Source organism: Pseudarthrobacter sp. R1 (assembly GCF_024494415.1).
Classification (GTDB): domain Bacteria; phylum Actinomycetota; class Actinomycetes; order Actinomycetales; family Micrococcaceae; genus Arthrobacter.
The window spans coordinates 200,823-225,961 of the sequence record NZ_JAMKFI010000009.1 but is presented as its reverse complement, the minus strand read 5'-3'; the positions used below and the strand labels follow the sequence as shown (position 1 = coordinate 225,961).

23 protein-coding genes are annotated in these 25,139 nt (G+C 66.4%); 6 read left to right on the top strand and 17 right to left on the bottom strand.

The genetic code is table 11. The annotated features are described in order from the left end of the window. Positions 1–5: 5 nt before the first annotated feature. From folP to dacB, 7 genes are all read right to left on the bottom strand, one after another. On the bottom strand, positions 6–926 hold the full coding sequence (gene folP / locus M8J71_RS18295; RefSeq protein ID WP_256249228.1) for a dihydropteroate synthase: 921 nt from the start codon (positions 924–926) through the stop codon (positions 6–8). A 10-nt stretch (positions 927–936) separates the two neighbouring features. Next, the gene (gene folE / locus M8J71_RS18290; RefSeq protein WP_163161284.1) at positions 937–1,581 is read right to left on the bottom strand and encodes a GTP cyclohydrolase I FolE; all 645 of its coding nucleotides are present in this window, start codon (positions 1,579–1,581) and stop codon (positions 937–939) included. Positions 1,582–1,591: 10 nt separating this feature from the next. Then, positions 1,592–3,655 carry an ATP-dependent zinc metalloprotease FtsH gene (gene ftsH, locus M8J71_RS18285; RefSeq protein WP_256249225.1) on the bottom strand — a complete coding sequence of 688 codons (2,064 nt, stop codon included), beginning with the start codon at positions 3,653–3,655 and terminating at the stop codon, positions 1,592–1,594. 264 nt (positions 3,656–3,919) lie between these two features. Next, a complete protein-coding gene (hpt, locus tag M8J71_RS18280; protein WP_041651844.1) occupies positions 3,920–4,471 on the bottom strand; it encodes a hypoxanthine phosphoribosyltransferase in 552 nt (183 codons plus the stop codon). A gap of 30 nt (positions 4,472–4,501) precedes the next feature. Continuing rightward, the gene (gene tilS, locus M8J71_RS18275) at positions 4,502–5,560 is read right to left on the bottom strand and encodes a tRNA lysidine(34) synthetase TilS (RefSeq protein WP_256249224.1); all 1,059 of its coding nucleotides are present in this window, start codon (positions 5,558–5,560) and stop codon (positions 4,502–4,504) included. Positions 5,561–5,680: 120 nt separating this feature from the next. Further along, a complete protein-coding gene (locus M8J71_RS18270; protein WP_256249223.1) occupies positions 5,681–6,814 on the bottom strand; it encodes a zinc-dependent metalloprotease in 1,134 nt (377 codons plus the stop codon). Between the two features lie 75 nt (positions 6,815–6,889). After that, entirely contained in the window at positions 6,890–8,413 is a 1,524-nt protein-coding gene (gene dacB, locus M8J71_RS18265; protein WP_256249222.1) for a D-alanyl-D-alanine carboxypeptidase/D-alanyl-D-alanine endopeptidase, read from the bottom strand. Positions 8,414–8,568: 155 nt separating this feature from the next. On the opposite strand from dacB, the gene M8J71_RS18260 reads away from it, so the two are divergent. Further along, on the top strand, positions 8,569–9,057 hold the full coding sequence (locus M8J71_RS18260; protein ID WP_079596875.1) for an inorganic diphosphatase: 489 nt from the start codon (positions 8,569–8,571) through the stop codon (positions 9,055–9,057). Between the two features lie 181 nt (positions 9,058–9,238). Continuing rightward, positions 9,239–10,567, top strand: a complete 1,329-nt coding sequence (locus M8J71_RS18255) for a carboxylesterase family protein (RefSeq protein WP_256249613.1) — start codon at positions 9,239–9,241, stop codon at positions 10,565–10,567. Between the two features lie 9 nt (positions 10,568–10,576). On the opposite strand, the gene M8J71_RS18250 is transcribed toward M8J71_RS18255, so the two are convergent. Then, positions 10,577–11,407 (bottom strand): alpha/beta fold hydrolase, encoded by an 831-nt coding sequence (locus tag M8J71_RS18250; RefSeq protein WP_256249220.1) that lies wholly within the window; start codon positions 11,405–11,407, stop codon positions 10,577–10,579. Between the two features lie 127 nt (positions 11,408–11,534). On the opposite strand from M8J71_RS18250, the gene M8J71_RS18245 reads away from it, so the two are divergent. Then, positions 11,535–12,287 carry a DUF429 domain-containing protein gene (locus M8J71_RS18245; protein WP_256249218.1) on the top strand — a complete coding sequence of 251 codons (753 nt, stop codon included), beginning with the start codon at positions 11,535–11,537 and terminating at the stop codon, positions 12,285–12,287. A gap of 72 nt (positions 12,288–12,359) precedes the next feature. Here M8J71_RS18245 and M8J71_RS18240 read toward each other — a convergent pair whose 3' ends face one another. Further along, positions 12,360–14,741 (bottom strand): phosphoketolase family protein, encoded by a 2,382-nt coding sequence (locus M8J71_RS18240; RefSeq protein WP_256249217.1) that lies wholly within the window; start codon positions 14,739–14,741, stop codon positions 12,360–12,362. Positions 14,742–14,862: 121 nt separating this feature from the next. Here M8J71_RS18240 and M8J71_RS18235 point away from each other — a divergent pair, with 121 nt between their 5' ends. Continuing rightward, positions 14,863–15,462, top strand: coding sequence for a hypothetical protein (locus M8J71_RS18235; protein WP_256249216.1), 600 nt, complete (start codon positions 14,863–14,865; stop codon positions 15,460–15,462). Here the strand turns inward: M8J71_RS18235 and acnA are convergent. After that, a complete protein-coding gene (gene acnA, locus M8J71_RS18230; RefSeq protein ID WP_256249215.1) occupies positions 15,459–18,113 on the bottom strand; it encodes an aconitate hydratase AcnA in 2,655 nt (884 codons plus the stop codon). The genes M8J71_RS18235 and acnA overlap by 4 nt on opposite strands. A gap of 86 nt (positions 18,114–18,199) precedes the next feature. Between acnA and M8J71_RS18225 the strand changes: the two genes are divergently transcribed. Further along, positions 18,200–18,865, top strand: coding sequence for a GntR family transcriptional regulator (locus M8J71_RS18225; RefSeq protein WP_256249214.1), 666 nt, complete (start codon positions 18,200–18,202; stop codon positions 18,863–18,865). Positions 18,866–18,875: 10 nt separating this feature from the next. On the opposite strand, the gene M8J71_RS18220 is transcribed toward M8J71_RS18225, so the two are convergent. The 4 genes from M8J71_RS18220 to serS form a co-directional block, all read right to left on the bottom strand. Further along, the gene (locus M8J71_RS18220) at positions 18,876–19,460 is read right to left on the bottom strand and encodes a histidine phosphatase family protein (protein ID WP_256249213.1); all 585 of its coding nucleotides are present in this window, start codon (positions 19,458–19,460) and stop codon (positions 18,876–18,878) included. A 95-nt stretch (positions 19,461–19,555) separates the two neighbouring features. Continuing rightward, positions 19,556–19,927 (bottom strand): hypothetical protein, encoded by a 372-nt coding sequence (locus tag M8J71_RS18215; protein ID WP_308292963.1) that lies wholly within the window; start codon positions 19,925–19,927, stop codon positions 19,556–19,558. A gap of 28 nt (positions 19,928–19,955) precedes the next feature. Continuing rightward, the gene (locus M8J71_RS18210; protein ID WP_256249212.1) at positions 19,956–20,816 is read right to left on the bottom strand and encodes an HAD family hydrolase; all 861 of its coding nucleotides are present in this window, start codon (positions 20,814–20,816) and stop codon (positions 19,956–19,958) included. Between the two features lie 119 nt (positions 20,817–20,935). Then, entirely contained in the window at positions 20,936–22,216 is a 1,281-nt protein-coding gene (serS, locus tag M8J71_RS18205; protein ID WP_256249211.1) for a serine--tRNA ligase, read from the bottom strand. Positions 22,217–22,306: 90 nt separating this feature from the next. Between serS and M8J71_RS18200 the strand changes: the two genes are divergently transcribed. After that, positions 22,307–23,371, top strand: a complete 1,065-nt coding sequence (locus tag M8J71_RS18200) for a diacylglycerol/lipid kinase family protein (protein WP_256249210.1) — start codon at positions 22,307–22,309, stop codon at positions 23,369–23,371. Between the two features lie 10 nt (positions 23,372–23,381). On the opposite strand, the gene M8J71_RS18195 is transcribed toward M8J71_RS18200, so the two are convergent. The 3 genes from M8J71_RS18195 to M8J71_RS18185 all read right to left on the bottom strand — a co-directional run bounded on the left by M8J71_RS18195 (position 23,382) and on the right by M8J71_RS18185 (position 25,073). Next, positions 23,382–23,588: a hypothetical protein gene (locus tag M8J71_RS18195; RefSeq protein ID WP_163161260.1), complete on the bottom strand. Its 207-nt coding sequence runs from the start codon at positions 23,586–23,588 to the stop codon at positions 23,382–23,384. Between the two features lie 95 nt (positions 23,589–23,683). Continuing rightward, the gene (pheA, locus tag M8J71_RS18190) at positions 23,684–24,661 is read right to left on the bottom strand and encodes a prephenate dehydratase (RefSeq protein WP_256249209.1); all 978 of its coding nucleotides are present in this window, start codon (positions 24,659–24,661) and stop codon (positions 23,684–23,686) included. An 85-nt stretch (positions 24,662–24,746) separates the two neighbouring features. Continuing rightward, a complete protein-coding gene (locus M8J71_RS18185) occupies positions 24,747–25,073 on the bottom strand; it encodes a rhodanese-like domain-containing protein (RefSeq protein WP_163161256.1) in 327 nt (108 codons plus the stop codon). Between the last annotated feature and the right edge of the window lie 66 nt (positions 25,074–25,139).

The following is a 25,139-nucleotide window of genomic DNA, read 5'->3' as shown; positions in this document are numbered from 1 at the left end:
TGGGCCTACTGGCTGGTTCTTGGGGCGGCCATGCGCGCGGCAACCTTGACGGCGTCCAGGCTGGGGCCGACGTCGTGCACGCGTACGGCCCAGGCACCGCGGTAGGCGCTGATGGCAGTGATCGCCGCGGTGGCGGCATCGCGTTCCTGCGGGGCAGCGGATTTACCCGCCACCGTCAGCAGGGTGCCGAGGAACCGCTTGCGGGAGGCGCCCACGAGGAGCCTGTGGCCCAGGCTTTCCAGCTGGTCCAGGTTCTGCAGGAGCTCCCAGTTCTGGGCGTCGTTCTTGGCGAACCCCAGGCCTGGATCGATGATGATCTGGTCCTGGCTGACCCCGGCGGCGTAGAGCTTGTCCCGCACCCCGGCCAGTTCAGCCACCACTTCGCCGGCAACGTCCTTGTACTCCGCCAGGGAATTCATGGTGCGGGCGTCACCACGGCGGTGGGTGAGGATGTACGGGGCCTTGGAGGACGCCACGAGCTCGGCCATCTCCGGTTCAATCGTTAGGCCGGAGACGTCATTGATGATGGCGGCGCCGGCCTTCAGGGCGGCGGCGGCCGTGGAAGCGCGGACGGTGTCGATGCTGACGAGGGCACCGGCTTTCACAAGCGCCTCGATCACGGGGATCACACGCTGTTGTTCTTCTTCGGGGCTGACATCCTCGGCGCCGGGTCGGGTGGATTCCCCGCCGACGTCGATGATGTCCGCGCCGGCGTAGAACATCCGGAGGCCGGCCGCTATGGCGGTGTCCGCCGTCGCATGCTTGCCGCCGTCGCTGAAGGAGTCCGGGGTGACGTTGACGATGCCCATCACGAGGGTGCGTTCAGTAGGCAGGTCTTCAAAACGGGCCACCGGCCGCGGTTTGCGCAGGATGGGCAGCGGAGAGGTTGCGGGGCCGGTTCCCGGCGCTGCAGCTAGTGAATCCATGGTCTGATGATTACCTTCCGAGGATGAGGCTCATGGCTTCGGCACGGGTGGCCGGGTCATGAAGCTGCCCGCGGACCGCACTGGTGACGGTCTTTGCTCCGGGCTTGCGGATACCGCGCATGGACATGCACATGTGTTCGCATTCGACGACGACGATCGCGCCGCGGGGCTTGAGGTGGCTGACCATCGCTTCGACGATTTCCGTGGTGAGGCGCTCCTGCACCTGGGGGCGGCGGGCGTACATGTCCACCAGCCGGGCCAGCTTGCTCAGTCCGGTCACCTTGCCGTCGTGCGAGGGGATGTAGCCTACGTGGGCCACTCCGTGGAACGGGACCAGATGGTGCTCGCAGGTGGAATAGAACGGGATGTCCTTGACCAGGACGAGCTCCTCGTGGTCAAGGTCAAAGGTGGTGGCGAGGATCTCGGCCGGGTCATGGTGCAGCCCGGCAAACATCTCGGCATAGGCCTTGCCCACCCGCTTGGGCGTGTCCACGAGGCCGGCGCGGTCCGGGTCCTCTCCGATGGCCAGGAGAATCTCACGGACCGCGGCCTCGATCCGGGGCCGGTCCACTTTCTGGTGTTTGGAGTGGTGGGCGCCGCCTTCCGCCAGGTGTACGGCGGAGGCGGGAACGTCGTCGTCGTCGAAGTGGGTCACGTTAGAAAGCTTAGCCGCGAAGGGCGTCAGGCCCCGAGTCGGGGATGCCTCCCTGGAACGGGGCGTCCTCCGGGACTCCCTGCGGATGCGGCGGCTGGGCGTCCAGCGGTTCGTCCAGGCGCGCCTGCTTGGCTTCCTCCTGGGCCTCGCGCTCCGCCTTTTCCTGGCGGGATTCCACCGGGCCGGCGGTCTGGACCGGACGGGTTTCCTTGGACAGCCACACCTCGCGGAAGTCGCGCTTGCGGATGTCACGGAAGATGTCGGCGATCTCGGCCTGGTTCAGCGTTTCGCGTTCCAGCAGCTCGAGGGCCAGGCGGTCCAGGACGTCCCTGTTCTCGATGAGGATGGCGTAGGCCTCGTCATGGGCCTGGTCAATCAGCCGGCGAACTTCCTCGTCCACCACGTACGCGATCTGGTCCGAGTAGTTGCGCTCGTGCCCGGCGTCGCGGCCCAGGAACGGCTCGCCGCCGCCCTGGCCCAGGCGCACGGCGCCAACGCGTTCGCTCATGCCGTATTCGGTAACCATCTTGCGGGCAGTTCCGGTGGCTTTCTCGATGTCGTTGGAGGCGCCGGTGGAGGGATCGTGGAAGACGATTTCCTCGGCGACCCGGCCGCCCATGGCGTAGGCCATCTGGTCCAGCAGCTCGTTGCGGGTCACGGAGTACTTGTCGTTGTCCGGGACCACCATCGTGTAGCCGAGCGCACGGCCACGGGGGAGGATGGTGATCTTGGTGACCGGCGCGGAGTTCCGCAGCGCGGCTGCCACCAGGGCGTGGCCGCCTTCGTGGTAGGCGGTGATCTTGCGCTCGTGTTCCTTCATCACGCGGCTGCGCTTCTGCGGGCCGGCCATGACGCGGTCGATGGCCTCGTCCAAGGCGCGGTCATCAATGAGGTTGGCGTTGGAGCGGGCGGTGAGGAGGGCGGCCTCGTTGAGTACGTTGGCCAGGTCCGCGCCGGTGTAGCCGGGGGTCTTCTTTGCCACGGCCTTGAGGTCCACCCCGGGTGCCATGGGCTTGCCCTTCGCGTGAACCTGCAGGATCTGGTCGCGGCCGATCAGGTCCGGCGCTTCCACGCCGATCTGGCGGTCGAAGCGGCCCGGACGCAGCAGCGCGGGGTCCAGTACGTCGGGCCGGTTGGTGGCAGCGATCAGGATGACGTTGGTCTTGACGTCGAAGCCGTCCATCTCCACCAGCAGCTGGTTGAGGGTCTGCTCGCGTTCATCGTTGCCGCCGCCGATGCCGGCACCGCGGTGGCGGCCCACAGCGTCGATTTCGTCCACGAAGATGATGGCGGGCGAGTTGGTCTTGGCCTGCTCAAAGAGGTCGCGGACACGGGAGGCGCCCACACCCACGAACATTTCCACAAAGTCCGAGCCGGAGATGGAGAAGAAGGGAACGCCGGCCTCGCCTGCGACAGCGCGGGCGAGGAGGGTCTTGCCGGTGCCCGGAGGGCCGTACAGCAGCACGCCCTTGGGGATCTTGGCGCCAACAGCCTGGAACTTTGCCGGTTCCTGCAGGAATTCCTTGATCTCCTGGAGTTCCTCCACAGCCTCGTCGGAGCCTGCCACGTCAGCGAACGTCACCTGCGGCATGTCCTTGCTGACCATCTTGGCCTTGGACTTGCCGAACTGCATGATCTTGGAGCCGCCGCCCTGCATGCGGGTCATCAGGAACCAGAAAAGCGCACCCAGGAGGATGACCGGAATGAGGAGGGAGAGCAGGCCGGAGAACCAGTTGCTTTCGATCGGCTGGTCCGTGTAACCCCCGCTGGGTGCGGAAGCGGTGACAGCCCGGACAACGTCCTGGGCGCGGGCGTCAACGAAGAAGAACTGGACGCTCTTGCCCTTGTCCTGCCCGTCCAGCTGGTAGTTTTCCTTCAGCACGAGGTCAACGCGGTTTTCACCATCGAAGATCTTCGCCTGCTCGACGTTGTCGCCGGCGAGCAGTTCGAGGCCCTTGTCAGTGTCAATCCGTGCGGCACCGCCGGGAGCCAGCGTTGCAAAAGCCACCAGGAGCATGCCGATCACGACGACGATCCAGATGCCCGGGCCCTTGAAGAAGTTCTTAGCTTTCATCTGTGTTCGGGGGCTGGCCCCGTCCCTCCTGGTAGTGCTGCACGGCGAGAAGTCTGCGCGCGTGATGGTGCTGCGTCAGCTTCTAGCTATACACCGTCCGGAGTAGATCACGCATGGTGCCGGGCAAAAGTTCCCTCTGGGCGTAGTGGCCGCCGCCATTCGGGCAGGCGGCCGCACCGGGCATGGAACCGGGGGCGCCAACATCATTTGCGCCCGGACATCCGCCCGGCATACGGCGTGGTGGCATGTCCCCGCCGGCGGATCCTACTCGTAAACGTGCGGCGCGAGCGTTCCCACGAAGTCGAGGTTGCGGTACTTCTCGGCGTAGTCCAGGCCGTAGCCCACCACGAACTCATTCGGGATGTCATAGCCCACGTACTTGACGTCGATTTCCACCTTGGCGGCGGTGGGCTTGCGGAAGGCCGTGCAGATTTCCACGGACGCCGTGCCGCGTGATTCCAGGTTGGTCTTCAGCCAGGAGAGCGTGAGGCCGGAGTCGATGATGTCCTCGACGATCAGGACGTCCTTGCCCATCAGGTCCGTGTCCAGGTCCTTCAGGATGCGGACCACTCCGGAGGACTGGGTGCCGGAGCCGTAGGAGGAAACAGCCATCCAGTCCATGGAAATGTGGCTGTGGAGCGCGCGGGCCAGGTCAGCCATGACCATGACTGCACCCTTGAGGACGCCCACAATAAGGATCTCGCGGCCCTCGTAGTCCTTGTCGATCTGCGCAGCGAGCTCCGTGATCCGCTGCTGGATCTGCTCCTTGGTGTAGAGAACGTGCTTGAGGTCTGCCTGGACGTCGTTTGAATCCACCAATGGCTCCTGTGTAGATGCGGGGTGCGACTATTTTGCGGGCGGTTTTTGAGGCCGGAGTACTAGCTTCCCACAGCGTGCGCCTCTGCGGGGAACGGGTGTGCCCTTATCCGCGGCGGCCGGGACACCGGCGGCCGGGAGGTCTTCGAGCTGCGCGAGCGACAACCGGAACACGCTCACTCCCCCGGGCAGCTCAACGGGACCCGCGGAGCCCTGCCGCCGCAGCAGCGCTTCCGCGGCCAGAAGGCGTTGGTAGCTGGGCTGCTGCCCGCCGACGTCGGCCGCTGCCTTGGCGATTACACGGAACCTGATGGCGGGCGCCAAGGCCCGCAACGCGTCCTCCTGGAGGCTCAGTTCCTGGCCGTTCCGCTCCACCAGGGACGCGAAGGTGGCTTCCGCCACATCCTCCAGGTAGTCGGCGTCCAACTGCAGGATGGATGCCGAGCGGGCGAGGGATTCCGCGACGCCGGGGCCGAGTTTTTCCTCGAGGTGCGGCAGCACCTCCACCCGGGTACGTGACCGGGCGAAGGCGGGGTCCGAGTTGCTGGGATCGTGCCAGGGCTGCAGTTCTTCGATGGCGCAGATTTCCTCGGTGTCCGCCCGGCGAAGCCCCAGGAACGGGCGAAGCAGCATGCCGCGGGCAGGCCTCATTCCGGCCAGCGACCGGGTCCCCGAGCCCCGGGCCAGGCCCAGCAGCACCTGCTCGGCTTGGTCGTCCAAAGTGTGTCCCAACAGGATGGCAGCTGCGCCCTGGTTTCCGGCGGCCGCTTCCAGCGCTGCATGCCGGGCATCCCGCGCGGCGGCTTCCGGCCCGAGGCCTTCTCCGGCCACGGTCACGGTCCGGATTTCCACGGGGGCGAGGCCCAGTTCCTGCAGGACGTGGGCTGTCTCCGCAGCCACCTGCGCCGAACCCTCCTGCAGCTGGTGGTCCACCACCACTGCGCCCACCGTTATGGGGTGGCCGTCGACGTGTCCGCGGCGGGCGAAGTAGGCGGCCACCGACGCCAGGGCGAGGGAGTCCGGGCCGCCGCTGCAGGCCACGATGACGTGCTCCGGAAATCCCGCCTGCGCCAGGGCGTCCTGGAGCATTTTGCGTGCGGTGCCGACGACGGGCGCCAGCCTTCCGGGCCGCCGTCGGCCGCTGCGATGGGGAGAAGCGGTGGTGGGTGCCGTCGGCGGGGGCGCGTCAGGCAGGCTGGGGCCCGGCAATCAGAGCCCCATCCGCTCAAGCCACAGCTTGGCGTCGTGGATTTCAGGTTCCGTGGGCAGGTGGTCGGCCGACTCCCAGACCCTGTTAAAACCTTCCATTCCCGCGGCGTCCACCACGGCGCGGACGAACCGGGCGCCGTCCGAGTACTGGCGCATTTTCGCGTCCAGGCCCAGGAGGCTGCGGATGAATTTTTCGATTACGCCGCGGTCCTTGCCGCGGTCGTTGAAGCGCTGCCGGATGGTTTTCACTGACGGCACGATGCTGGCGTCAACGGCGTCCATCACCACGTTGGCGTGGCCCTCAAGAAGGCTCATCACGGCGGTCAGGTGCGAGATGGCGGCCTTTTCCTCCGGGTCCTGCAGGAGATCCAGAATGGCACCGCGGCCGGGAGTGTTTCCGTTGCCGGTGCGGTCCTTCAGTGAGCGGGCAGCTGCGGTGGCCCGCTCCATCAAAGTGTCAACGTTGCCCAGCAGGTGGGCGCTGAGCTCGTCGATCTGCTCCAGCATGTGGTGGCGCAGCCAGGGGGCCGCAGCGAACTGCACCCGGTGCGTCTGCTCGTGCAGGCACACCCACAGGCGGAAATCCTCGGGGGCGACGTTCAATTCCCGCTCAACCGCGACGATGTTGGGCGCTACCAGAAGCAGGCGTCCGCCTGATGGTGCGGTGGAACCTTCCGCCAGGGCGGCAAACGGATCGTACTGGCCCAGGACCTTGCTGGACAGGAACGCCAGGACGGCGCCCAGCTGGCTGCCGGTGATGGCGCCGCTGACGCTGGCCGCCGCCGGGGTGAGGGTTCCGCGCCGGTTTTCGAGCATCTTTTCCATGGCCGGCTTCAGCATTACGGCGAAGCTTTGGGTGTTGGCCTTTGCCCACGAGGCCCGGTCCACCACCAGCACGTTTGAATCCCGGAGGTCCCGTGCCGCTTCCAGCCCGGTGATCTCATGCACGTGTTCAACCGAAGCGTCGGCAAGCCGGCGGAGGCTTTCCACCGCCTCACCGATGGCCGCTTGGTTCAGGACTGGACCGGCAGGAGCCAGCCGCGCCGCGGTGGAGGCGGCGAGGTCCCAATTGATCAGGGCCGAGGCCTGGCTGGACAACGTTTGGGCTGACGACGCACCTGCAGTGGACTCCATAGTTCCCATCAGAACACAGCAGGCTGGGGATAGTCCTTAAGTTCGCTCACCGGCGAACCCGGCGGCTGCAGGGTGCTAGCGGCAGCCGCATGCCGCGAGCGCCGTGGCTGCCCGGTCGAGCGCCACCCTGTTGCCCGCAGCGCCCGGCGTCAGCCCGTTGCCTATGAAGGAGAAGACCAGGAGGCGGCCGTCGGCATCCACCACGTAGCCGCTGAGCGCCAGCACAGAGTTCAGCGTGCCGGTCTTGGCACGGACCAATCCTGCGCCCCGGGCTGTTGAATCGTCGCCGTAGCGGGTGTCCAGGGTTCCGGTGAGGCCAGCTACCGGAAAGCCGTCCAGCGCGGCGCGGAGCCTGCTGTCTGTGCCCGAGGTGATGGCACGCACCACCTCCGCGAACTGGCGGGCCGAAACCTGGTTGCCCATGGCCAGTCCGCACACGTCCACGAGTTTCATGGCGTCAACGGGTATTCCGGCGTCGGCGAGCTGCGTCCGGACGGCAGCCGTGGCGCCGTCGTTGCTGCCTGGCTGGCCTGCCGCTACTGCCGCCATCCGTCCCAGCACTTCGGCGAGGTAGTTGTCCGATTCCTGCAGCATGTGGTCCACCTGCTGCGCCACCGTTGCCGACTGCACCCCGCCCAGGACGGCCGGCTCCCCGCTTGCGCCTTCAGCCGGTCCACCCGCTGGTGCCGGCTGCGGGGAACGCTCGACGGCGGCTGCCACGGTCAATCCCGCGGCCGCACCTGCCGTCCGCAGCCGGGCGGCGAATTCCTCGGCCACAGTGATGGCTGGGTCCTGTGGGCGGGGGCCGGTGGTGACGGCGGGATCGAAACGCGCCGAGTTCAGGGCCAGCGGGTACAGGGGTGCCACTTCCCCGGCGGCCACGTCCCCGCTCTCCCAGGCTGGGTTCAGGGCAGGGCCGGTGAACACGGAATCGTCCACGAGGACCTTGATTTCCCCGGCAGTTCCGGCTGCTGACAGGGCCTCGACCGTTCGGGCAGCAAGCGTGGCCAGGCCTGCATGGCCCATCACCAGGTCCCCGTTCGATTCCCCGGGTCCGAGGAGGACATCTCCCCCGCCCACCAGCACCACCTGCCCGGCTGCGGGACCCGCCACCACCTCGGTGGTAAAGCGGTGCCCGGGACCGAGGGAGCGCAAAGCTGCCACCGCGGTCAGCAGCTTCATGTTGGAAGCCGGCACCCGGTTCTCGGAACCCCCGCGGTCAAAAAGGACCTGGCCCGTGAGCGCATCCTGGACCAACCCCGTGAAAGTACCGCCGCCGTCGGTCTTCAACAGGGGTTCCAGTTGGGCGGTGACGCTGGCCGCGAGCGGCACGGCCGCCGAGTCATCCAGCGGCGCAAGTCCCTGCTCGGGCGAAAGTGTGGCCGGAGCCTGCTGCCATGCCGGCGCCGGCGGGGCGGGGGCCGGGGGTTCGGGCCCAAGGAAACCCGGGGCAACCAGCAGGGCCGCTGGGACTGCGAGAACCACCAGCAGGGCCGTCAGCAAAACCGAGGGCCAGGACCTCCGCAGCCTGGTTACGCCCGCCCGGAGACCGTGGCGGGCACGGTCAGGCCATGGTTCCGCGGCAGTTGGTTTGGTCATGCTGGTGCTGGTCCTCAAGTCCTGAAATATCCCCACAAGTTCCTGATTCCAGGGCCTCTCGCTATATCCTCAATAATAGTCGGCGGCACGGAGACTCAATTTTGGTGAGCCGTCAAGTGTGCCGCGAACCCCCTGCAATTGCCGAGGAGCATTCCATGAAGCATGACGTGACCATCGAGATCCCCAAGGGATCACGCGTCAAGTACGAAGTTGACCACGAGACCGGCCGCGTCCGCCTGGACCGCGTCCTCTTCACCTCCATGCAGTACCCCACGCACTACGGATACTTCGAGAACACCCTCGGCGAGGACGGCGATCCGTTGGATGCACTGGTGCTCCTGCAGGACTTCGACCTGCACCCGGGCGTCATCGTTGAGTCCCGCCCCATCGGCGTTTTCAACATGACTGACGACGGCGGCGGAGATGCCAAGATCCTCTGCGTACCCGTCGATGCCCGCTTCGACCATATCCAGGAAGTCAGCGACGTCAACGACTTCCTGATCAAGGAAATCGAGCACTTCTTCACCCGGTACAAGGACCTGGAGCCCGGCAAGTGGGTCAAGGCCGAAGGCTGGGGCGACCGCGCCGCCGCCGAAGCCGAGCTCGAAGCCTCCATCAAGCGTTACGTGCCCACCGGCCACTGATCCCCACCGCCCCCGGCCCAGCCAGCAGTACACGGCGGGTGCCCGGCTCACAAGAGCCAGGCGCCCGCCGTCGTTGTTCCCGGAGTTTTTGTCCAGATATGCAGGCTTCGCCGCACTCCAACCCTGCATACGTGGACAAAACCTCCGCAACGGGATGTGAAAAGGTGGTGCTGTGAAATTTGTGCCTGAGCCCTCCCGCCTGTTCACCCCGCCCTGCGGTCCCGTCACCGGCTGGCGGGACGGCGACGTCGTCCGGGCCACCGGCATCCCGTACGCCATGGCCGGCCGTTTCCAGCCTCCCGTTCCGGCGCCAGACTGGGACGAACCGTTGTCCGCAACCTCACCCGCTCCTGCCTGTCCGCAGGGTCCGGTGCCGTTCCTCGACGACGTTCTGGGCACCCGCTACGGCGAACTTCCGGGCAGCGAGGACTGCCAGAACCTCTCCATCACCATGCCCGCAGACCTTGCCCCTGGCGAGAGGTTGCCCGTGATGGTCTGGATCCATGGCGGTTCCTACACCACCGGATCCGGCGACCTCGCCATCTTCGACCCCGCGGTACTGGTTGCCGAAACCCGGGTGGTGGCGGTCTCGGTGACCTACCGCCTGGGGCTGTTCGGCTTCCTCGCCACCCGCTCTGGCCGGCCTGGCAACCTCGGCCTGCTGGACCAGCTCGAGGCGTTCCGCTGGGTGCAGCGGAACATTGCAGCCTTCGGCGGCGACCCGGGCTGTGTGACAGCCTTCGGCCAGTCGGCCGGTGGTGACGCGATCGCCCACCTCATGGCCACCCCTGAAGCACCATCCCTGTTCCAGCGGGCCATCATCCAGAGTGCACCGTTGGGCATCTCGCGCGGCCGGGACAAAATGAACCACGCCATGGGTATCGCCGCCGAAGCCGTCACCGAGGAAACGCCGGCAATGGAGGTGGTGGAGCGCGAGGACCACGTGGCGCAGGTGGCCCGGAAGTTCGGCATGCTGGCCGCCATGCCTTTCGGCACCCAATACGGGCACGCGCCGCTGCCGGAGGAATCCGCCATAGAGGCAGCCTGGAACCGTTCCGCTCCCGGCATTGAGGTGCTGATCGGCCATACCTCCGAGGAGGCGCGGTTGTTCCTGCCTCGAAGCCCGTACTTGAGCCGGCTGGCCAAGATCCCTCTCGCCGGGACCGCGGCCGTCCGTGCCATTGATTGGGTGGTCACCGAAACCGTCTACGGCCGGGCGGCCCGGAAGTTTGCGCGCCGCCATGCCCTGGCCGGCGGAAAGGCTTACCGCTACATCCTGCACTGGCATGCGCCGGGGAACATCTTTGGTGCTGCCCACACCATTGATCTCCCGCTGCTTCTCGGCAACCGCACAACGTGGGACGGCGTAGGGCTGATCGCCGGTGCCCGCTGGGAGGACGTGAACGCCGTGGGACGCGAACTGCGCAGCCTGTGGGCTGCATTCGCACGGGGAGACTCGCTCGGCGACAAGGGCGGGATTCCCGGGGCGCTGACGTATCACGCCGCCTGACGAGCAGGTTTAGGCGGTGGCTGCGGCGTTCCGGATGGTCTCCACCAGGATGTCCTGGCGCTGGAAGTAGGCGTTGTGGCCGGCCTCCTCAACAACCAGCAGACGGGCGCCGGGCACTGTTGCCGCAACGTGCTCAGCTCCGCGGCGGATGCGCGGCCTTTCCTCGTCCCCGATCATCACCACCAGCGGGCAGCTTATTGATTCGAGCCCCTGCTGGAACCAGTCGACGTCCGACGGGTCGGCGCTGAGGAACTCCCCTTGGCTTTGTTCGAGGCTGCGCGGGTGGCGGGCTGCTTCAATCGCCGTCGCTGTGGAACGGACACGGATATAGCGGGCGTAATCACGCGGGTTCTCCGCGATCCACTGCTCCGTGAAGGAGGCTCCCACCCCCAGCCAGATCCCTTCGTCGGCGTCGAGCGAGCTGAACACCTCGAATTTCTCCGGCTGGCCGGGCTGCCCGGGAGGGGGAACCACCAGCGGCCAGCCCATCCCGCACACCACCAGGGCGCCGGCACCGGCTGGATTCCGGATTGCCCAGCGCAGGGCTGTCATGCCGCCCATGGATTGCCCCACGATCAGCGGGTTCTCCAGGCCGAGCGAGCTGATGAAGTGCTCCAGCTCGGCAACCCGGTCCACCAGCGGTCCCTGCCGTGGCGAGTTGGAGGACCAGCCGTGATCATAGGTGTCATAAGCCAGCACCCGGAAGTCCTGCTCCAGTTCAGCAATAATCGGTTCCCAGCATGCGGCCGCCGAGGCGTGGCCGTGGAGCAGCACCACCGGCCGCCCGGCGCCTGAGTCCGTGTAGTGGATGTCGTTGCCGAGTACATCAAGCCATGGCATGAAGATGTTCCTTTCGGGCATGGCCTGCCGGGACGGCGCACCATGAACCAGCCTTCCAGAACCAGGGGCACCGGGTCATCCAGTGTCCAGAACGGGGCCGGGAGGGCCAGAGGTAGAGTCTGGTCACGTGAAAACGCTCGGAGTGGACCTCGCGGCAGCAGCCAGAAAGACAGCCGTGGCCGTCATCGAATGGGGCCAGGGCACGGCCCGGTTGGTGCATCTCGCACTCGACGTGGACGACCACCACATCGTGGAGCTTTTCGGCACCACGGACATGACGGGCATTGATTGCCCGGTTGGTTGGCCGCAGGCCCTGATTCCGTTCCTCACCGGGCACCTGAATTTCGACGCCGGCCCCGTCCTGGCACACGACGGCATCGAGGGCAGGCGCTTGCTCGCATACCGGGATACGGACCGGTTCGTCACCGCCCGGACTAGCCTGATCCCGCTGAGCGTCTCGGCGGACCGCCTGGCCCACCCGGCCATGAGATGCGCCGTGATCCAGGCGAAAATAGCGGCCCGGCACAGCCCCCAACCACGGGACGGATCGGGCCGCCTGGCCGAGGTCTATCCTGCTGCTTCATTGAAGCTCTGGGGCTTGAGCGCCCGCGGCTACAAAGGGCGGGGCAGCGCCGAGACGGAACAGCTTTCCCTGCTCCTCCGCCATTTATGCCAGCAGGCACCGTGGCTGGACCTTGGCGGCCACGAGGACCGCCTGGCCGGGTCGGATGACCTGTTCGACGCCGTCGTCGCAGCCCTCACCGCCCGTGCCATCGCCGTCGGCCTGACCGTGCTCCCGGATGACGTCCACGCCGCGGCGGCCCGCAGCGAAGGATGGATCCACCTGCCCGCGGGCGGCCTCGACGGACTGATCGCCTAGGAGAGTCTTTGTCCACGTATGCGGACTTCCGGGCCGCGGAAACCTGCATACCTGGACAAAAACTCCAGGAAGCTAGCCGAGCTGCCAGTTTCGGATTTCCTCCGGATCCTCCCCGTGGGTGCGGGTGTGCTCGCGGGCGCGGATCCTGCGGTCCTGGAGCTCCTGCCGCAGCATCGAGTGCTTCTCCGCCAGGCCGGGAACGCGGTCGATGGCGTCGATGGCCAGCTGGAACCGGTCGATGCCGTTCAGCATGGCCATGTCGAACGGCGTGGTGGTGGTGCCCTCCTCCTTGTACCCGCGCACGTGCAGCCCCTCCTGGTTGCTGCGGCGGTAGACGAGCCGGTGGATCAGCGCCGGGTAGCCGTGGTAGGCGAAAATGATGGGTTTGTCGGCGGTAAAGATCCCGTCGAAATCGTGTGCCGGGAGCCCGTGCGGGTGCTCGCTCTCGTCCTGCAGCCGCATCAGGTCAACCACATTCACCACGCGGACCTTCAGCCCCGGAGCACCCAGCCGGAGCAGCTCCGCCGCGGCAACCGTCTCCACGGTGGGCACGTCGCCTGCGCAGGCCAGTACGACGTCGGGCTCCTCACCCGGGACTTCGGAGCCGGCGAACTCCCAGATTCCCAGCCCCCGCTGGCAGTGCGTGGCCGCGTCGGCCGGTCCCAGCCAGGTGGGAGACGGCTGCTTTCCGCTGACCACGATGTTCACGTAGTCCGTGGACGCCAGGCAGTGCTCCATCACGGACAGCAGCGTGTTCGCGTCCGGCGGCAGGTACACCCGGATGACCTCTGCCTTTTTGTTCACCGCGTGGTCGATAAACCCCGGGTCCTGGTGGGAGAACCCGTTGTGGTCCTGCTGCCACACGTGCGAGGACAGCAGGTAGTTCAGCGACGCCACCGGCTGGCGCCACGGCAGCTTGCGGTGCACCTTCAGCCACTTGGCGTGCTGGTTGAACATCGAGTCAACAAGATGGATGAAGGCCTCGTAGCAGCTGAAGACGCCGTGCCGGCCGGTCAGGAGGTAGCCCTCCAGCCAGCCCTGGCACAGGTGTTCGCTCAGCACCTCCATCACCCTGCCGGAGCGCGCAAGGTGCTCATCGACGTCGTCAATCCGGTACTGCCATACCTTGTCCGTGACCTCATAGACGTTCTGCAGCCGGTTCGATGCCGTCTCGTCCGGGCCGAAAAGCCGGAACGTTTCCATGTTGAGTTCAATGACGTCCCGCATCCAGGAGCCCAACGTGACCATGGGGCTGACCCGCTCGCTGCCAGCCCGGGCAACCTCGACGGCGTGGTCCTGGTAGGCAGGCAGCTTCAGCGCCCGGCGGAGCAGGCCGCCGTTGGCGTGGGGCGTGGCGCTCATCCGGAAGTCCCCGGTGGGTGCCCCCTCGGCGACGTCGGGCCGGAGCCGCCCGTCGCCGTCGAACAGCTCCTCGGGGCGGTATGACTGCAGCCACTGCTCCAGCAGCCGCAGGTGGTTTTCGTTGGTGCGTACCTCGGAGAGCGGCACCTGGTGGCTCCGCCACGTCCCTTCTACCTGCAGGCCATCCACTTCCCGGGGTCCGGTCCAGCCCTTCGGCGAGCGCAGCACGATCATGGGCCAGCGCGGCGCGCCGCCGTCGGCTTCTTCCGTGCCTGCCTGCGGCGTACGCCGGGAGTCCTGGATGGCGCGGATGCCGGCCAGGCAGCCCTCCAAAGCTTCGGCGAAGTCCCGGTGCGCCTGTTCGGTGTCGTCCGGGTCCTTAACAGTGACGAAGTGGGGCTCGTGGCCGTAGCCCCGCAGGAGCTGCTCCAGCTGCGCTTCGGGCATGCGCGCCAGGATGGTGGGATTGGCAATCTTGTACCCATTCAAGTGCAGGATGGGCAGCACGGCACCGTCCGTGGCGGGGTCGAGGAAGTTGTGCGAATGCCAACTGGCGGCAAGGGGGCCGGTCTCCGCCTCGCCGTCGCCAATCACGACGGCGGTGACCAGCTGGGGATTGTCCAGTACCGAGCCGTAGGCATGGGCGAGGGAATAGCCGAGTTCGCCGCCCTCGCTGATGGAGCCGGGGCTTTCCGGAGCGGCGTGGCTGGGGATGCCTCCGGGGTAGGAAAACTGGCGGAAGAGCTCGGCCATGCCGTCCGCGTCGTTGCCCACGTGGCCGTAGATTTCGGAGTATGTCCCTTCCAGCCAGGCATTGGCGACGACGGCGGGGCCACCATGGCCCGGACCCGCCACAAAGAGCATCTCGGCGGAGTCGCGGCGGATCACGCGGTTCAGGTGGGCGTAGACAAAGTTCAAGCCCGGGGTGGTGCCCCAGTGGCCCAGCAGCCGGGACTTCGTGTGCTCGGCCTGCAGCGGTTCGCGCAGCAGTGGGTTGGAGCGGAGGTAGATCTGACCTACCGAAAGGTAGTTGGCGGCGCGCCACCAGCGGTCTACACCTTCAAGCTCGTCCTGGCCCATGCTGCTGGTCATAACCATCCTCACGTCGCGTTCGCCGCTGAAAGCGGCCATTGGTCCATCGCATCAGATGGGTCCGGACGAGGCAACCCCGCTTGCCTGCCCTCTGCTACCAGCGGGTAGTCTTTGGTTTCAGATGTTCACGCTGACAATCAACCAAACCGACAGCCGGCGCGATGGCGACCGGGTGCCGCAGTTACTCAAGGACCTGCGGCATATTCCCGCGCGCCTGGATTTCGACCGGTCGGTGGAGGACGAGGTCCAAGGCATCGTGGACTGCCCGCATCAGGCCGTGGAGGCGGCGTTGATCGCGCTGCGCTCCGGCTCCTGGTACGTGGGTATCGGCGTTGGGCCTGTCAACGAGCCATTGCCCAACCAGATCAAGGACGCTTCCGGCCACGGGCTGGTGTACGCGCGGCGTGCGGTGGACCGGATCCGCAGCAGCAAGGAACGCATTCCGGTTGCGGTGGAGGGGCCCCTGGCCGACGTGGCCCATGATGCTGAGGCCGTGCTTCGGCTGCTGGGACATATTGTGCGTGACCGTTCCGATGCGGAGTGGCGGGTCCTTGACCTGCTGACCCCGGGCGTCCGCGGCCAGCAGAAGGCCGTGGCCCACGAACTGGGCATCACCACGCAGGCCGTCAGCAAAGCAGTGGCCCGGTCGCAGTGGAACGAGGAGCATGCAGCCCGGCCCGCCGCGGCCCGGCTGCTGGGGCTGATCCTCGAAGTGCGCTAGACCGCCTCTCCTCTGGCCTTCAGCGTCCGGCCCTTCAGGGTCCGGCGGAGAATCATGGGGATTACGCCACCGACGGCCAGGAGTTCGCACTCGAGCCGCGTTTCCACTGCGGCGGTGGCAGTAAAGGGCTCTTCCGTTCCGTCTTTTCGGACAATGGCTGCTGAAAGGTCCGCGCGGGGGTGGATGCGCTCTTCGCTGGCGTCGAGCCTGATCCGGTCCCCGGGCTCAAGTTTGAAGAGCCTGTCCCTCATATCGGCCGGCATCACCAGCGGCAGGATTCCCATGCCGATGAGGTTGGAACGGTGGATCCGTTCGAAGCTGGCAGCAATGACTGCCCGGACTCCGAGCAGCCGCTGGGCCTTGGCCGCCCAGTCGCGGGAGGACCCCATGCCGTAGCGTTCCCCCGCGACGATAACCATCGATTCGCCCTCTTCGCGGTACCGCTCGGCGGCGTCCCGGATGGGCATCGTTTCACCCGACGGCGCGTGGATGGTCTGCGCTATGGGCGCTTGGGGGTGGAGCAGGTTCCTGACCGACTTGTTGTGGAAGGCGCCACGGACCATCACTTCCCAGTTGCCGCGGCGGGAGGCGAAGACGTTCAGGTCTGCCCGGTCCTCTCCCCTGGCCACCAGGAAGTCAGCCACCGCGCTGTGTGCCGGGATGGCACTGGCCGGGGAAATGTGGTCCGTGGTGATGTCATCGCCCAGGACCAGCAACGGATGCGCGGTGAAAGCGCCCAGGAGGCTCCCCTCGCTCATCGCAGCGAACGGAGGCCGCCGAAGGATGGTCGACGCCGGATCCCAGGGGTACTGCGCGCCGTCGGGAGCTTCCACGCGCCGCCACTGCGGATCCCGGCCCGCGATGACGAAGTCGCGGCGGAAATCGGCAGGATCGTTCGCTTCCCGTACCAGCGCGTCGATCTCTTCCCGGGATGGCCACAGCTCCTTGAGGAAGACGGGCGTGCCGTCCTCCAGATGCTGCACGGGCTCGGTACTAAGGTCGCGTTTGGCGTCGCCGGCCAATGCGAAGGCCACCACCAGGGGCGGGGACATAATGAAGCTGAGTTCGACGTCGGGATGCACCCGGCCCGGGAAGTTCCGGTTGCCGGAGAGGATGGCGACAGGTTCGCTCCCGCCGCCGCTCCGGGCCTTGTTGATGGCTGTGGTCAGCGGGCCGGGGTTGCCGATGCACGTGGTGCAGCCGAAGCCGACGATGTGGAACCCCATAGCGGAAAGATCCTCGGCCAGGCCGGCGCGCTTGAGGTAGCTTGCCGCTGCTGGAGAGCCGGGAGCCAGGGAGGTTTTGACCCAGTCCGGGACTTCCAGGCCGAGCTGGCGGGCGTTCCGGGCCAGCAGTCCGGCAGCAATCAGCAGTCGAGGGTCCGAAGTGTTGGTGCAGCTGGTGATCGCGGCCAGGGCCACCGGGAAGTCGGGGAGTTCCCCTGTCCCGGGAAGGGCGGGGCCGGTTTCCTGTTCCAGGGCTTTGCGGATGCCGCCGTAAGGCAGGAGGTCCTGGGGGCGCCGGGGGCCGGCGGCGTGCATGGCGACGGCGGACAGGTCGATATCGATCACCTTGGTGTAGACCGGTGTGGCTTCCGGGTCGAACCACAGCCCTGCCTGCTTGGCGTACGCCTCAACCAGGCGGGTCTGCTCCGCCGCGCGGCCAGTGCCGGACAGATACTCCAACACCTTGTGATCGATGGGGAAATATCCGGTGGTGGCGCCGTATTCCGGTGCCATGTTGGCAACGACTGCCCTCTCCCCCACGGTCAGGGTGGAGACCCCCGGCCCGAAGAATTCGACAAATTCACCGGTAACGTCCACTTCGCGGAGCGGGTGGGTGACGGTCAGGGCCAGGTCCGTAGCGAGGGTACCGGTGGGGAGTCCGCCGGTGAGCCGGACGCCGACAACGTCGGGGATGCGAAGGGTCACCGGCATCCCGAACATCACCGTCTGGGCTTCGAGGCCGCCGACGCCCCACCCCAGCACGCCAAGGCCGTTGATCATGGGAGTGTGGCTATCGGTGCCAACCATCATGTCCGGCACAGCCCACCGAATCCCGTCCTTCTCGATGGTGGTCACCACGGTGGCAAGCTGTTCCAGGTTAATCGTGTGCATGATCCCAGTGCCCGGCGGGTTGATATGCACACCGTTCATCGCCTTCGAGGCCCATTTCAGGAACTGGTAGCGTTCCCGGTTCCGGCGGATCTCGTGCTTGATGTTCCGGGCTGCGGCATCCGCGCGGCCGTACTCTTCCACCGCGAGTGAATGGTCGATGGACACGTCGACCCGCAGCAGCGGATTGAGGGCCATCGGGTCTTCCCCGTTCTCCGCCAGCGTGTCGCGCATGGCAGCGATATCCACCAGCGCTGGCGTGCTGGTGGTGTCATGCATCAGCACACGGGTGGGCAGGAACTCGATTTCGGCTGTGCTGGTTCCGGTACTGAGCCAGCGGTGCAGGGCCTCCATGCCGTGCCGGCGTTCACCCCCGGTCATGTTCCGTTGGACATTCTCCGCCAACAGCCTGAGGACCATGGGCAGCCGGCCATAGTCAGGTCCAAAAGCACCTTCGGTGTCTACCGCATGCAGCACCTCGCCGTTCACACGGAACTTTGCTGCTGGAGGCTGGGAACCGGCAGGTGTGGTACTCACGGGGCCCTCTTTCTAGGGAAGAGCGGAGGCGGAACAGAGTCGGTCCACTAGACTACAGGCTATAACCTATAACGAAGGAGTGGGCCGTGCCTTTGCCCCCGGTACTCACCAAGAACGCCTACGCCTACGAGGAGTTGCGCCGCCGAATTCTCACGGGCGACATCGAGCAGGGTTCCATTCTGAGCCAGTCAAAGCTCGCGCGGGAGATCGGTGTCAGCACAACCCCGTTGCGCGAAGCGCTACGCCGCCTGGCTGCGGAGGGCATGGTGGAACTTAAGTCTCACAGCGATGCCAGGGTAGCCGCCCTCACTGCGGAGGAGGCGAAGGATCTGTACGTGCTCCGCGAAAATCTAGACCCCCTCGCAGCAGGGCTCGCCGCCGAAAGCAGGACGCCGACAGATGTCGCGGCCATCGAGGCGGCCCTGGAGCAACTGACACCCCTGCACGATGCCGCCGACTTCGCAGCGATGACCGCGCACCGCGATTTCCACCGCGCCATCTACACCGCTTCCCACAACCCGCTCCTTATAGGGATCCTGGAAGGCCTCTGGGACAAAGCGGACCGCTACCGGCAGGTGGGACTTCAGGGCCAACAGGCAACGGAAAAGGACCGGATCCGCGTGGAGGCGGAACACATCAAGATTGCCGAGGCCGTCATTGCCGGAGACCCTGCCCGCGCCCGGGACGCCATGCATCAGCACGTTATGGGCAGCTTGGGACGCCGGGCAATCGCCGTCCTGAGCGGGGACTAATCCCCCGCGATCAGCGCTGGGTGGCGGCCATCACGGGCTCGCCGTTGAAGTATTCGAGCTGCCATCCGTCAATAGCGTGGTGGTGCGCGAGGTTCAGGACGGCATTGTCGATGCTCTTCAGGGTGCTCCCTACGGCGCGGCTGAGGCTCACGCGGAGCAGCGTCCCGTGGGCGACGACGAGAAGCCGGCGTCCGCGGAACTCCTCAGCCAAAGCCTCCAGGGCAGCCAGTCCCCGGTCTGCTGCCTCGTCCTCGCTTTCCGCGCCGCGGAAACCCCCGGGGATCCGCAGGGCGTCGAGTTCCGGACCGGCCTGCATGCCCTCAGCGGGCCCGAAGCTGCGCTCGATGAGTTCCGGCACGCGGCGGACCTCGGTGAGCCCGAGCCCGGCGGCGATCAGGTCAGCAGTTTCAGCAGCGCGGCTGAGCGGGGAGGACACAATGGCGTCCCATTCGTAAGCCGACAAAACGGCGACGGCGTCACGCGCCTGGGCCCGGCCGACGTCGTTCAAGGGAATGTCCGTGGAACCCTGCAGCCGGCGCTGCGCATTCCAGTCAGTCTGGCCATGGCGGATGAGGGCGAACGTCGTAAGGGTCATGCCTTCCATTCTGCCCGACAGCCGGCCCCCACCCGGCCGCGGGCTGCCGTTCGGCCTGTAGCCGCCATTCAGCCGCAGTTCACCCCCGGCGGCGGTCAGTTGACGGCAAGAACCAGGTAGGCGGCGGCGAGGACCAGCGCCACGGGTGTCATCACGGCGCGCTCCGGCTTGCTCCGCGATATGGCGTTCATCAGCACGCCGAGCGCGAAATAAGCTGCCAGCACCCAGGCGGCGACCGACGTGACAGCCCCGTTCGCCAGCAACGGCACCAGGCCGGCTTTGGCAAGGGCAATGTATCCGAAGGCCCCGTACAGGACGATGGACACGGCGCTACCCACCCGAAGCCCGGTGGGCAGCACGTCATGTTGCCCTCCCCAGGCAAGCCTGCCAAGCGGGGCACCGGCAATAAGAGCGGCCTGGAAGACAGCCAGGGCAGCCAAAACCACGCAGGCAGCAAGCGCTGCCAACTGAACCAGCACCTAAGGGCGCCGGCAGCTAGAGGAGGCTGCGCAGCACGTGGGCGGCGCCGTCGTCGAACACGGAGTGGGTGACCTCGTCCGCGGCCCTGATCACTTCCTCCGGGGCCTGGCCCATGGCCACGCCCCGTCCGGCCCAGCTGAGCATCTCGATGTCGTTGCGGCCGTCTCCGACAGCCACGGTGAGGTGCGGTTCGATGCCGAGGCGGCTCCGCAGGTTTTCCAGGGCGCTGGCCTTGGTCACGCCGGCCGCGGCAATGTCCAGCCAAGCGGTCCAGCCCACGGAGTAGGTGACGCCGGCAAGGCCAACGTGCTCGATCGCTTCGTTGAATTCTTCCGGCGTGTTTTCGGTGCTGAACACCACGACGCGCACTGCGGTGGCTTCGAGCATGGTGTGGAAGTCCACGCCGACGGCCTCGACGCCAAAGCTTGCGTCCTGGAAGCGTTCGGTGGAAAGGAAGTTTCCGTCCTCATCTTCCAGCGCGTACTTGGCAGATGGGAGCCGCTCGCGGAGTGCACGAAGGGCAGGAGCAGGATCAAAGGTGGCCTTATGGATGACCTCGTAGCCTTTTTCAAGCTCCGGGTGGAGCCGCAGGGTCACGCCGCCGTTGCAGCACACGGCGTAGCCGCGCTCGATCCCGATGTTCTCAATGATGGGCAGCATGGCGTTGAGTGAGCGGCCGGTGGCAATCATGACCTCGTGCCCGGCGGCTACTACCGCCTGCGCCGCCTCGCGGACGGCCGGGGACATGTGCCCGTCGTGGTCCACCAGGGTGCCGTCCACGTCCAGGGCGACCATGAACTTCTGGTTTACGGTGTCGTTTTCGTTCTCTCGCCGGTCATCGTTGCCGGCGACTGAGGTTTCAGTCAGCGTTGTCATCCATCAAGTAGAGCAGACGGCCCCCAACCCCGCTAGGACGCGCGCCACAGATTTTTTGAACTGTTGGTAAACATCCGGACACGGCCGCCGGGGTGGATATTCACCCCGGCGGGAAACTCCTACAGGACCGGGAGGACCTCAAGGCCGCCCAGGTACTTCTGCAGTGCCTTCGGAACGTTGACCGAGCCGTCGGCGTTCTGGTGGTGCTCCAGGAGCGCCACGATCCAGCGCGTGGTGGCCAGGGTGCCGTTCAGGGTGGCCACCGCCCGGGTGCCCTTGGCAACACCGGCCTCGTTCACAACGCGCTCACGGATGTTCAGGCGGCGTGCCTGGAAGGTGGTGCAGTTGGACGTCGAGGTCAGTTCACGGTACGCGCCCTGGGTGGGGACCCAGGCTTCGCAGTCGTACTTCCGCGCAGCAGACGTGCCAAGGTCGCCGGCGGCGGTGTCGATCACGCGGTACGGCAGCTCGCACTTGGCCAACATTTCCTCTTCCCAGGCCAGCAGGCGCTGATGCTCGGCGGCGGCTTCTTCAACGGTGGTGTAGATGAACATCTCCACCTTGTTGAACTGGTGCACGCGGATGATGCCGCGGGTGTCCTTGCCGTGCGAACCGGCCTCGCGGCGGTAGCAGGAGCTCTGCCCGGCGTAACGGATGGGCCCCTTGGAGAAGTCGAGGATTTCATCGGCGTGGTACCCGGCCAGGGCTACTTCGGAGGTGCCCACCAGGTACAGGTCGTCTTCGGCGAGGCGGTAGATCTCGGCGTCGTGCTTTACATCAAAGCCGGTGCCCTGCATGGTCTCCGGACGCACCAACGTGGGCGTGATCATCGGGACAAAGCCGGCCTCAATCGCCTGCTCCATCGCCATCTGCAGCAGCGCCATCTCCAGCCGGGCGCCCACGCCGCGGAGGAAGTAGAAGCGCGCGCCGGACACCTTGGCGCCGCGCTCCATGTCGATGGCGCCGATCAGTTCACCGATTTCCAGGTGGTCCTTCGGCTCGAAGTCCGGGAATTCGCGGGGCGTCCCGACGGTATTGACCACCACGTAGTCGTCCTCGCCGCCCTCGGGAACGCCGTCCTCGATGAGGTTGGGAATGGTGCGCAGCAGCTCTTCCTGCTTCAGCTGCGCAGCGTCCGCCTCGGCGGAGGCAGCCTTGACCGAGTTGGCCAATTCCTTCACCTCGGCCAGCAGCGCCTTCTTCTCGTCGCCCTTGGCCTGGGCCACCTTCTTGCCAAAGACGTTCTGCTCGGCGCGGAGGTTCTCGAAGCGGATCAGCGCCGCCCGGCGTGCAGAGTCCGCGGAGATGATCGCGTCCACCACTGATTCGTCCGCGCCGCGGGCGCGCTGGCTGGCTCGGAACTTGTCCGGGTTTTCGCTGAGGTCTTTTACGTCGATCACCACACAAGGGTATCCAATCCGAGGGAGTACGACGGCGGCCGCGGGCACCCAGGACCGGCGCACCGCCCGCCGGGATACTGTTGGGGGACCATGAGCGACCTGATTCTCTACGTGCTGATTGCGGTGGCGCTTGCCTTCGCCATCTCCAGCTGGTGGGGAGTGCGCAGGCTCAAGGCCCTGCATGTGCGCAGCGCCGTGGGCGGGGACGCCCACAAACCAGGGCTCACTGATCAGCGCGTGGTGGTGATCCTCAACCCGATCAAGGCCCGCTCGGACGAAGCCAAAGCCACTATCCAGCGCGCCTGCCTGACGGCAGGCTGGGATGAGCCGGTGTTTTACGAAACGACGGCCGAGGATCCGGGCTTCTCGCAGGTGCAGGCGGCGTTGGAGCACAAGCCCGACGTCGTTGTGGTGGGTGGCGGCGACGGCACCGTCCGGGTGGTGGCTGAGTCCCTCGCCCGCACCGGCGTCGCGATGGGCATCATCCCGCTGGGCACCGGAAACCTTCTGGCCCGCAACGTGGACCTGGACGTCAACGACCTCCACGGCAGCGTGCAAACCGCACTTTTCGGCCACCAGCGGTACATCGACACGGCACGGATGGGGATCGAAAACTCACGGACCGGCCATTCCTCCGAGCACGCATTCCTGGTGATCGCGGGAATTGGCATGGACGCCGAAGTCCTGGCCGACACCAACGCCGGCCTCAAAAAAACGTTCGGTTGGCTCGCCTACACGGAGGCCGGCATGCGCCACCTGCCCGGCCGGCGGAAGCGGATCTCGATTTCCCTGGACGGCAGCCCGGACCAGGTCCGGAACATCCGCAGCATCCTTTTTGCCAACTGCGGTCTGGTTCCAGGCGGCATCGACTTCATTCCGCAGGCCATGATCGACGACGGCATGCTGGACGTGGTGGTGATGAGCCCGCGGAGTGCCATCGGCTGGCTGCTGATGTACGTAAAGATCATGTTCAAGCACAGCGGCAAACTGCCCATCATGACCGTTTACAGGTCAGGCAGGATCGTCATCAAGTGTCCCGAGCCCATGCCGACGCAGCTCGACGGTGACACGGCAGGCGAAGCCACCAAGGTCACTGTGCAGGTGGAGCCGCGTTCGCTACTGATCAGGGTTAAAGGGCAGGGCTTGGTGGTCTAAAGCAGGAGGATCAGGCGTGGGCTTCCTTGCGTGCCTCGGCGGCGGCCTTGGCGGCCGCGCGGGCCTCGGACTGCTCACGGATCATGGCCTGTTCCTCTTCGAAGCGCAGGCGGTCCGCCCGATCGGCCTCGTCGCCGTCCCAGTCCTGGTTGTCGGCGGTGGGGCGGGGATTAACGATCATCCCCTGGCCGTCGTTGTCAGAGCTGTTGGTACTCATGACCCGCTCCCTTCGTTAGGGGCCATCCCCCAATGTGGATCAAGTAAGCATACGCATTGTCCACAGCCCGCGGAAGTGGTAAGGAAGGCAATCACCTACGCTGTGGGCGAAGCGGCGGAACCGAATTCCGGCCGGCCAGCCTGCGGCTGCAGCCCTTCCACCCAGGCCCGCGCTGCTTCGAATGCGCCATCAGAAGTATGCGGCTCCACCGCTGTCTCCTGGTGGTCGGCCCGCGGGTAGGAGCCCAGGAAACGCGTGGCCGGGCTGATGCGGTGGAGCCCCGCCAGGGCGTCCGCGACACGCGCGTCACCGAGGTGGCCGTCGGCGTCGATGCTGAAGAAATAATGCCCTAAGTACTGGCCGGTGGGCCGGGATTCGATCCTGCTGAGGTTCACTCCCCGGCTGGCGAACTGGTCCAGGATCTCCATCAGGGCACCTGGACGGTCTTCCGGCAGGGGCACCACCACTGTGGTTTTGTCCGCTCCGGTGCGTTCGGGCAGGATGCCGGGGCGGCTGACCAGGACGAAGCGGGTTACGGCACCGGGGTTGTCTCCAATGTCCTCGGCGAGCGCGGTAAGTCCCGGCTGTTCCTGGGCCACCAGCGGCGCACAGATTGCGGCGTCGTAATGGGAATCGTCCTCCAGCAGCCCCATGGCAGCGGCAGCGGTGGACGATCCCGGCACGTACTCAGCACCGGGAAGGTGGGCGTCCATCCAGAGCCGGCACTGCGCCCAGGCGTGGCCGTGCGTGGACACCCGCTTGACGTCCTGCAGACGCACGCCCGGGCGGGCCACCAGCACAAAACTGATGGGCACCAGGACTTCCCGGATGATCCGCAGTTCCTGGCCGGTGGCGATGGCGTCCAGGGTGGCGGTGACGCCGCCCTCCACCGAATTCTCGATGGGCACCATCGCAGCGTCGGCCGATCCGTCGCGCACGTTGTCCAAGGCAACATTGACGTTCGACGCCGGGATGCGGGCAGCCTGGCCGGCGCCCGGCACCTTCAGCAGGGCAGCCTCGGTGAAGGTACCTTCGGGCCCGAGGAAGGCGTAGGTGGCGGAGGGCGCAGGCATAGGTATTCCTTCGAAGGCATGGAGCACCCTGGAGCAGGGCGCCCGGAACGCGGAAGCGAACCGGAGGTGCTAGAGACCGGGGCTGCTAGAGAACCAGCGGCTTCAGCCCGTTGTCCGACACCAGCGGCTTCCCGGCTTCCAGCCACTGGTCCATGCCGCCGGAGACATTTATTGCGGAATAACCCTGGCCAGTGAGCCACTGCGCAGCGCGGAAGGACCGGCCCCCGGTACGGCAAATGATGTACAGGTCCTGGTCCGGATCGAGTTCGTCCAGGCGCGAGGGCAGCTGGTCCAGGGGGATGTGAAGGGCCCCGTCCGCATGCCCGGCCACCCACTCGTAATCCTCACGCACGTCCAGGATGGCGGCGTCGGCGGGGATGTCGTTGACGGGGACGGAATCAAAATCGCTCATGGAAAGTCCTGTCTGGCTGATCGGGTTCAGCGTTAAGCCTAGCCCCCGCAGGCCCTTGCCCGCCGG

Bases quoted from the DNA above. Each gene is read 5' to 3' on its own strand.
- M8J71_RS18210 (WP_256249212.1), bottom strand. From the start codon at position 20,816: ATGACAACGCTGACTGAAACCTCAGTCGCCGGCAACGATGACCGGCGA.
- folP (WP_256249228.1), bottom strand. From the start codon at position 926: ATGGATTCACTAGCTGCAGCGCCGGGAACCGGCCCCGCAACCTCTCCG.
- pheA (WP_256249209.1), bottom strand. From the start codon at position 24,661: ATGCCTGCGCCCTCCGCCACCTACGCCTTCCTCGGGCCCGAAGGTACC.
- M8J71_RS18240 (WP_256249217.1), bottom strand. From the start codon at position 14,741: ATGACCAGCAGCATGGGCCAGGACGAGCTTGAAGGTGTAGACCGCTGG.
- M8J71_RS18235 (WP_256249216.1), top strand. From the start codon at position 14,863: ATGTTCACGCTGACAATCAACCAAACCGACAGCCGGCGCGATGGCGAC.
- ftsH (WP_256249225.1), bottom strand. From the start codon at position 3,655: ATGAAAGCTAAGAACTTCTTCAAGGGCCCGGGCATCTGGATCGTCGTC.
- M8J71_RS18185 (WP_163161256.1), bottom strand. From the start codon at position 25,073: ATGAGCGATTTTGATTCCGTCCCCGTCAACGACATCCCCGCCGACGCC.
- M8J71_RS18200 (WP_256249210.1), top strand. From the start codon at position 22,307: ATGAGCGACCTGATTCTCTACGTGCTGATTGCGGTGGCGCTTGCCTTC.
- dacB (WP_256249222.1), bottom strand. From the start codon at position 8,413: ATGACCAAACCAACTGCCGCGGAACCATGGCCTGACCGTGCCCGCCAC.
- M8J71_RS18270 (WP_256249223.1), bottom strand. From the start codon at position 6,814: ATGGAGTCCACTGCAGGTGCGTCGTCAGCCCAAACGTTGTCCAGCCAG.
- M8J71_RS18260 (WP_079596875.1), top strand. From the start codon at position 8,569: ATGAAGCATGACGTGACCATCGAGATCCCCAAGGGATCACGCGTCAAG.
- M8J71_RS18220 (WP_256249213.1), bottom strand. From the start codon at position 19,460: ATGACCCTTACGACGTTCGCCCTCATCCGCCATGGCCAGACTGACTGG.
- M8J71_RS18250 (WP_256249220.1), bottom strand. From the start codon at position 11,407: ATGCCATGGCTTGATGTACTCGGCAACGACATCCACTACACGGACTCA.
- M8J71_RS18195 (WP_163161260.1), bottom strand. From the start codon at position 23,588: ATGAGTACCAACAGCTCTGACAACGACGGCCAGGGGATGATCGTTAAT.
- tilS (WP_256249224.1), bottom strand. From the start codon at position 5,560: ATGCTCCAGGACGCCCTGGCGCAGGCGGGATTTCCGGAGCACGTCATC.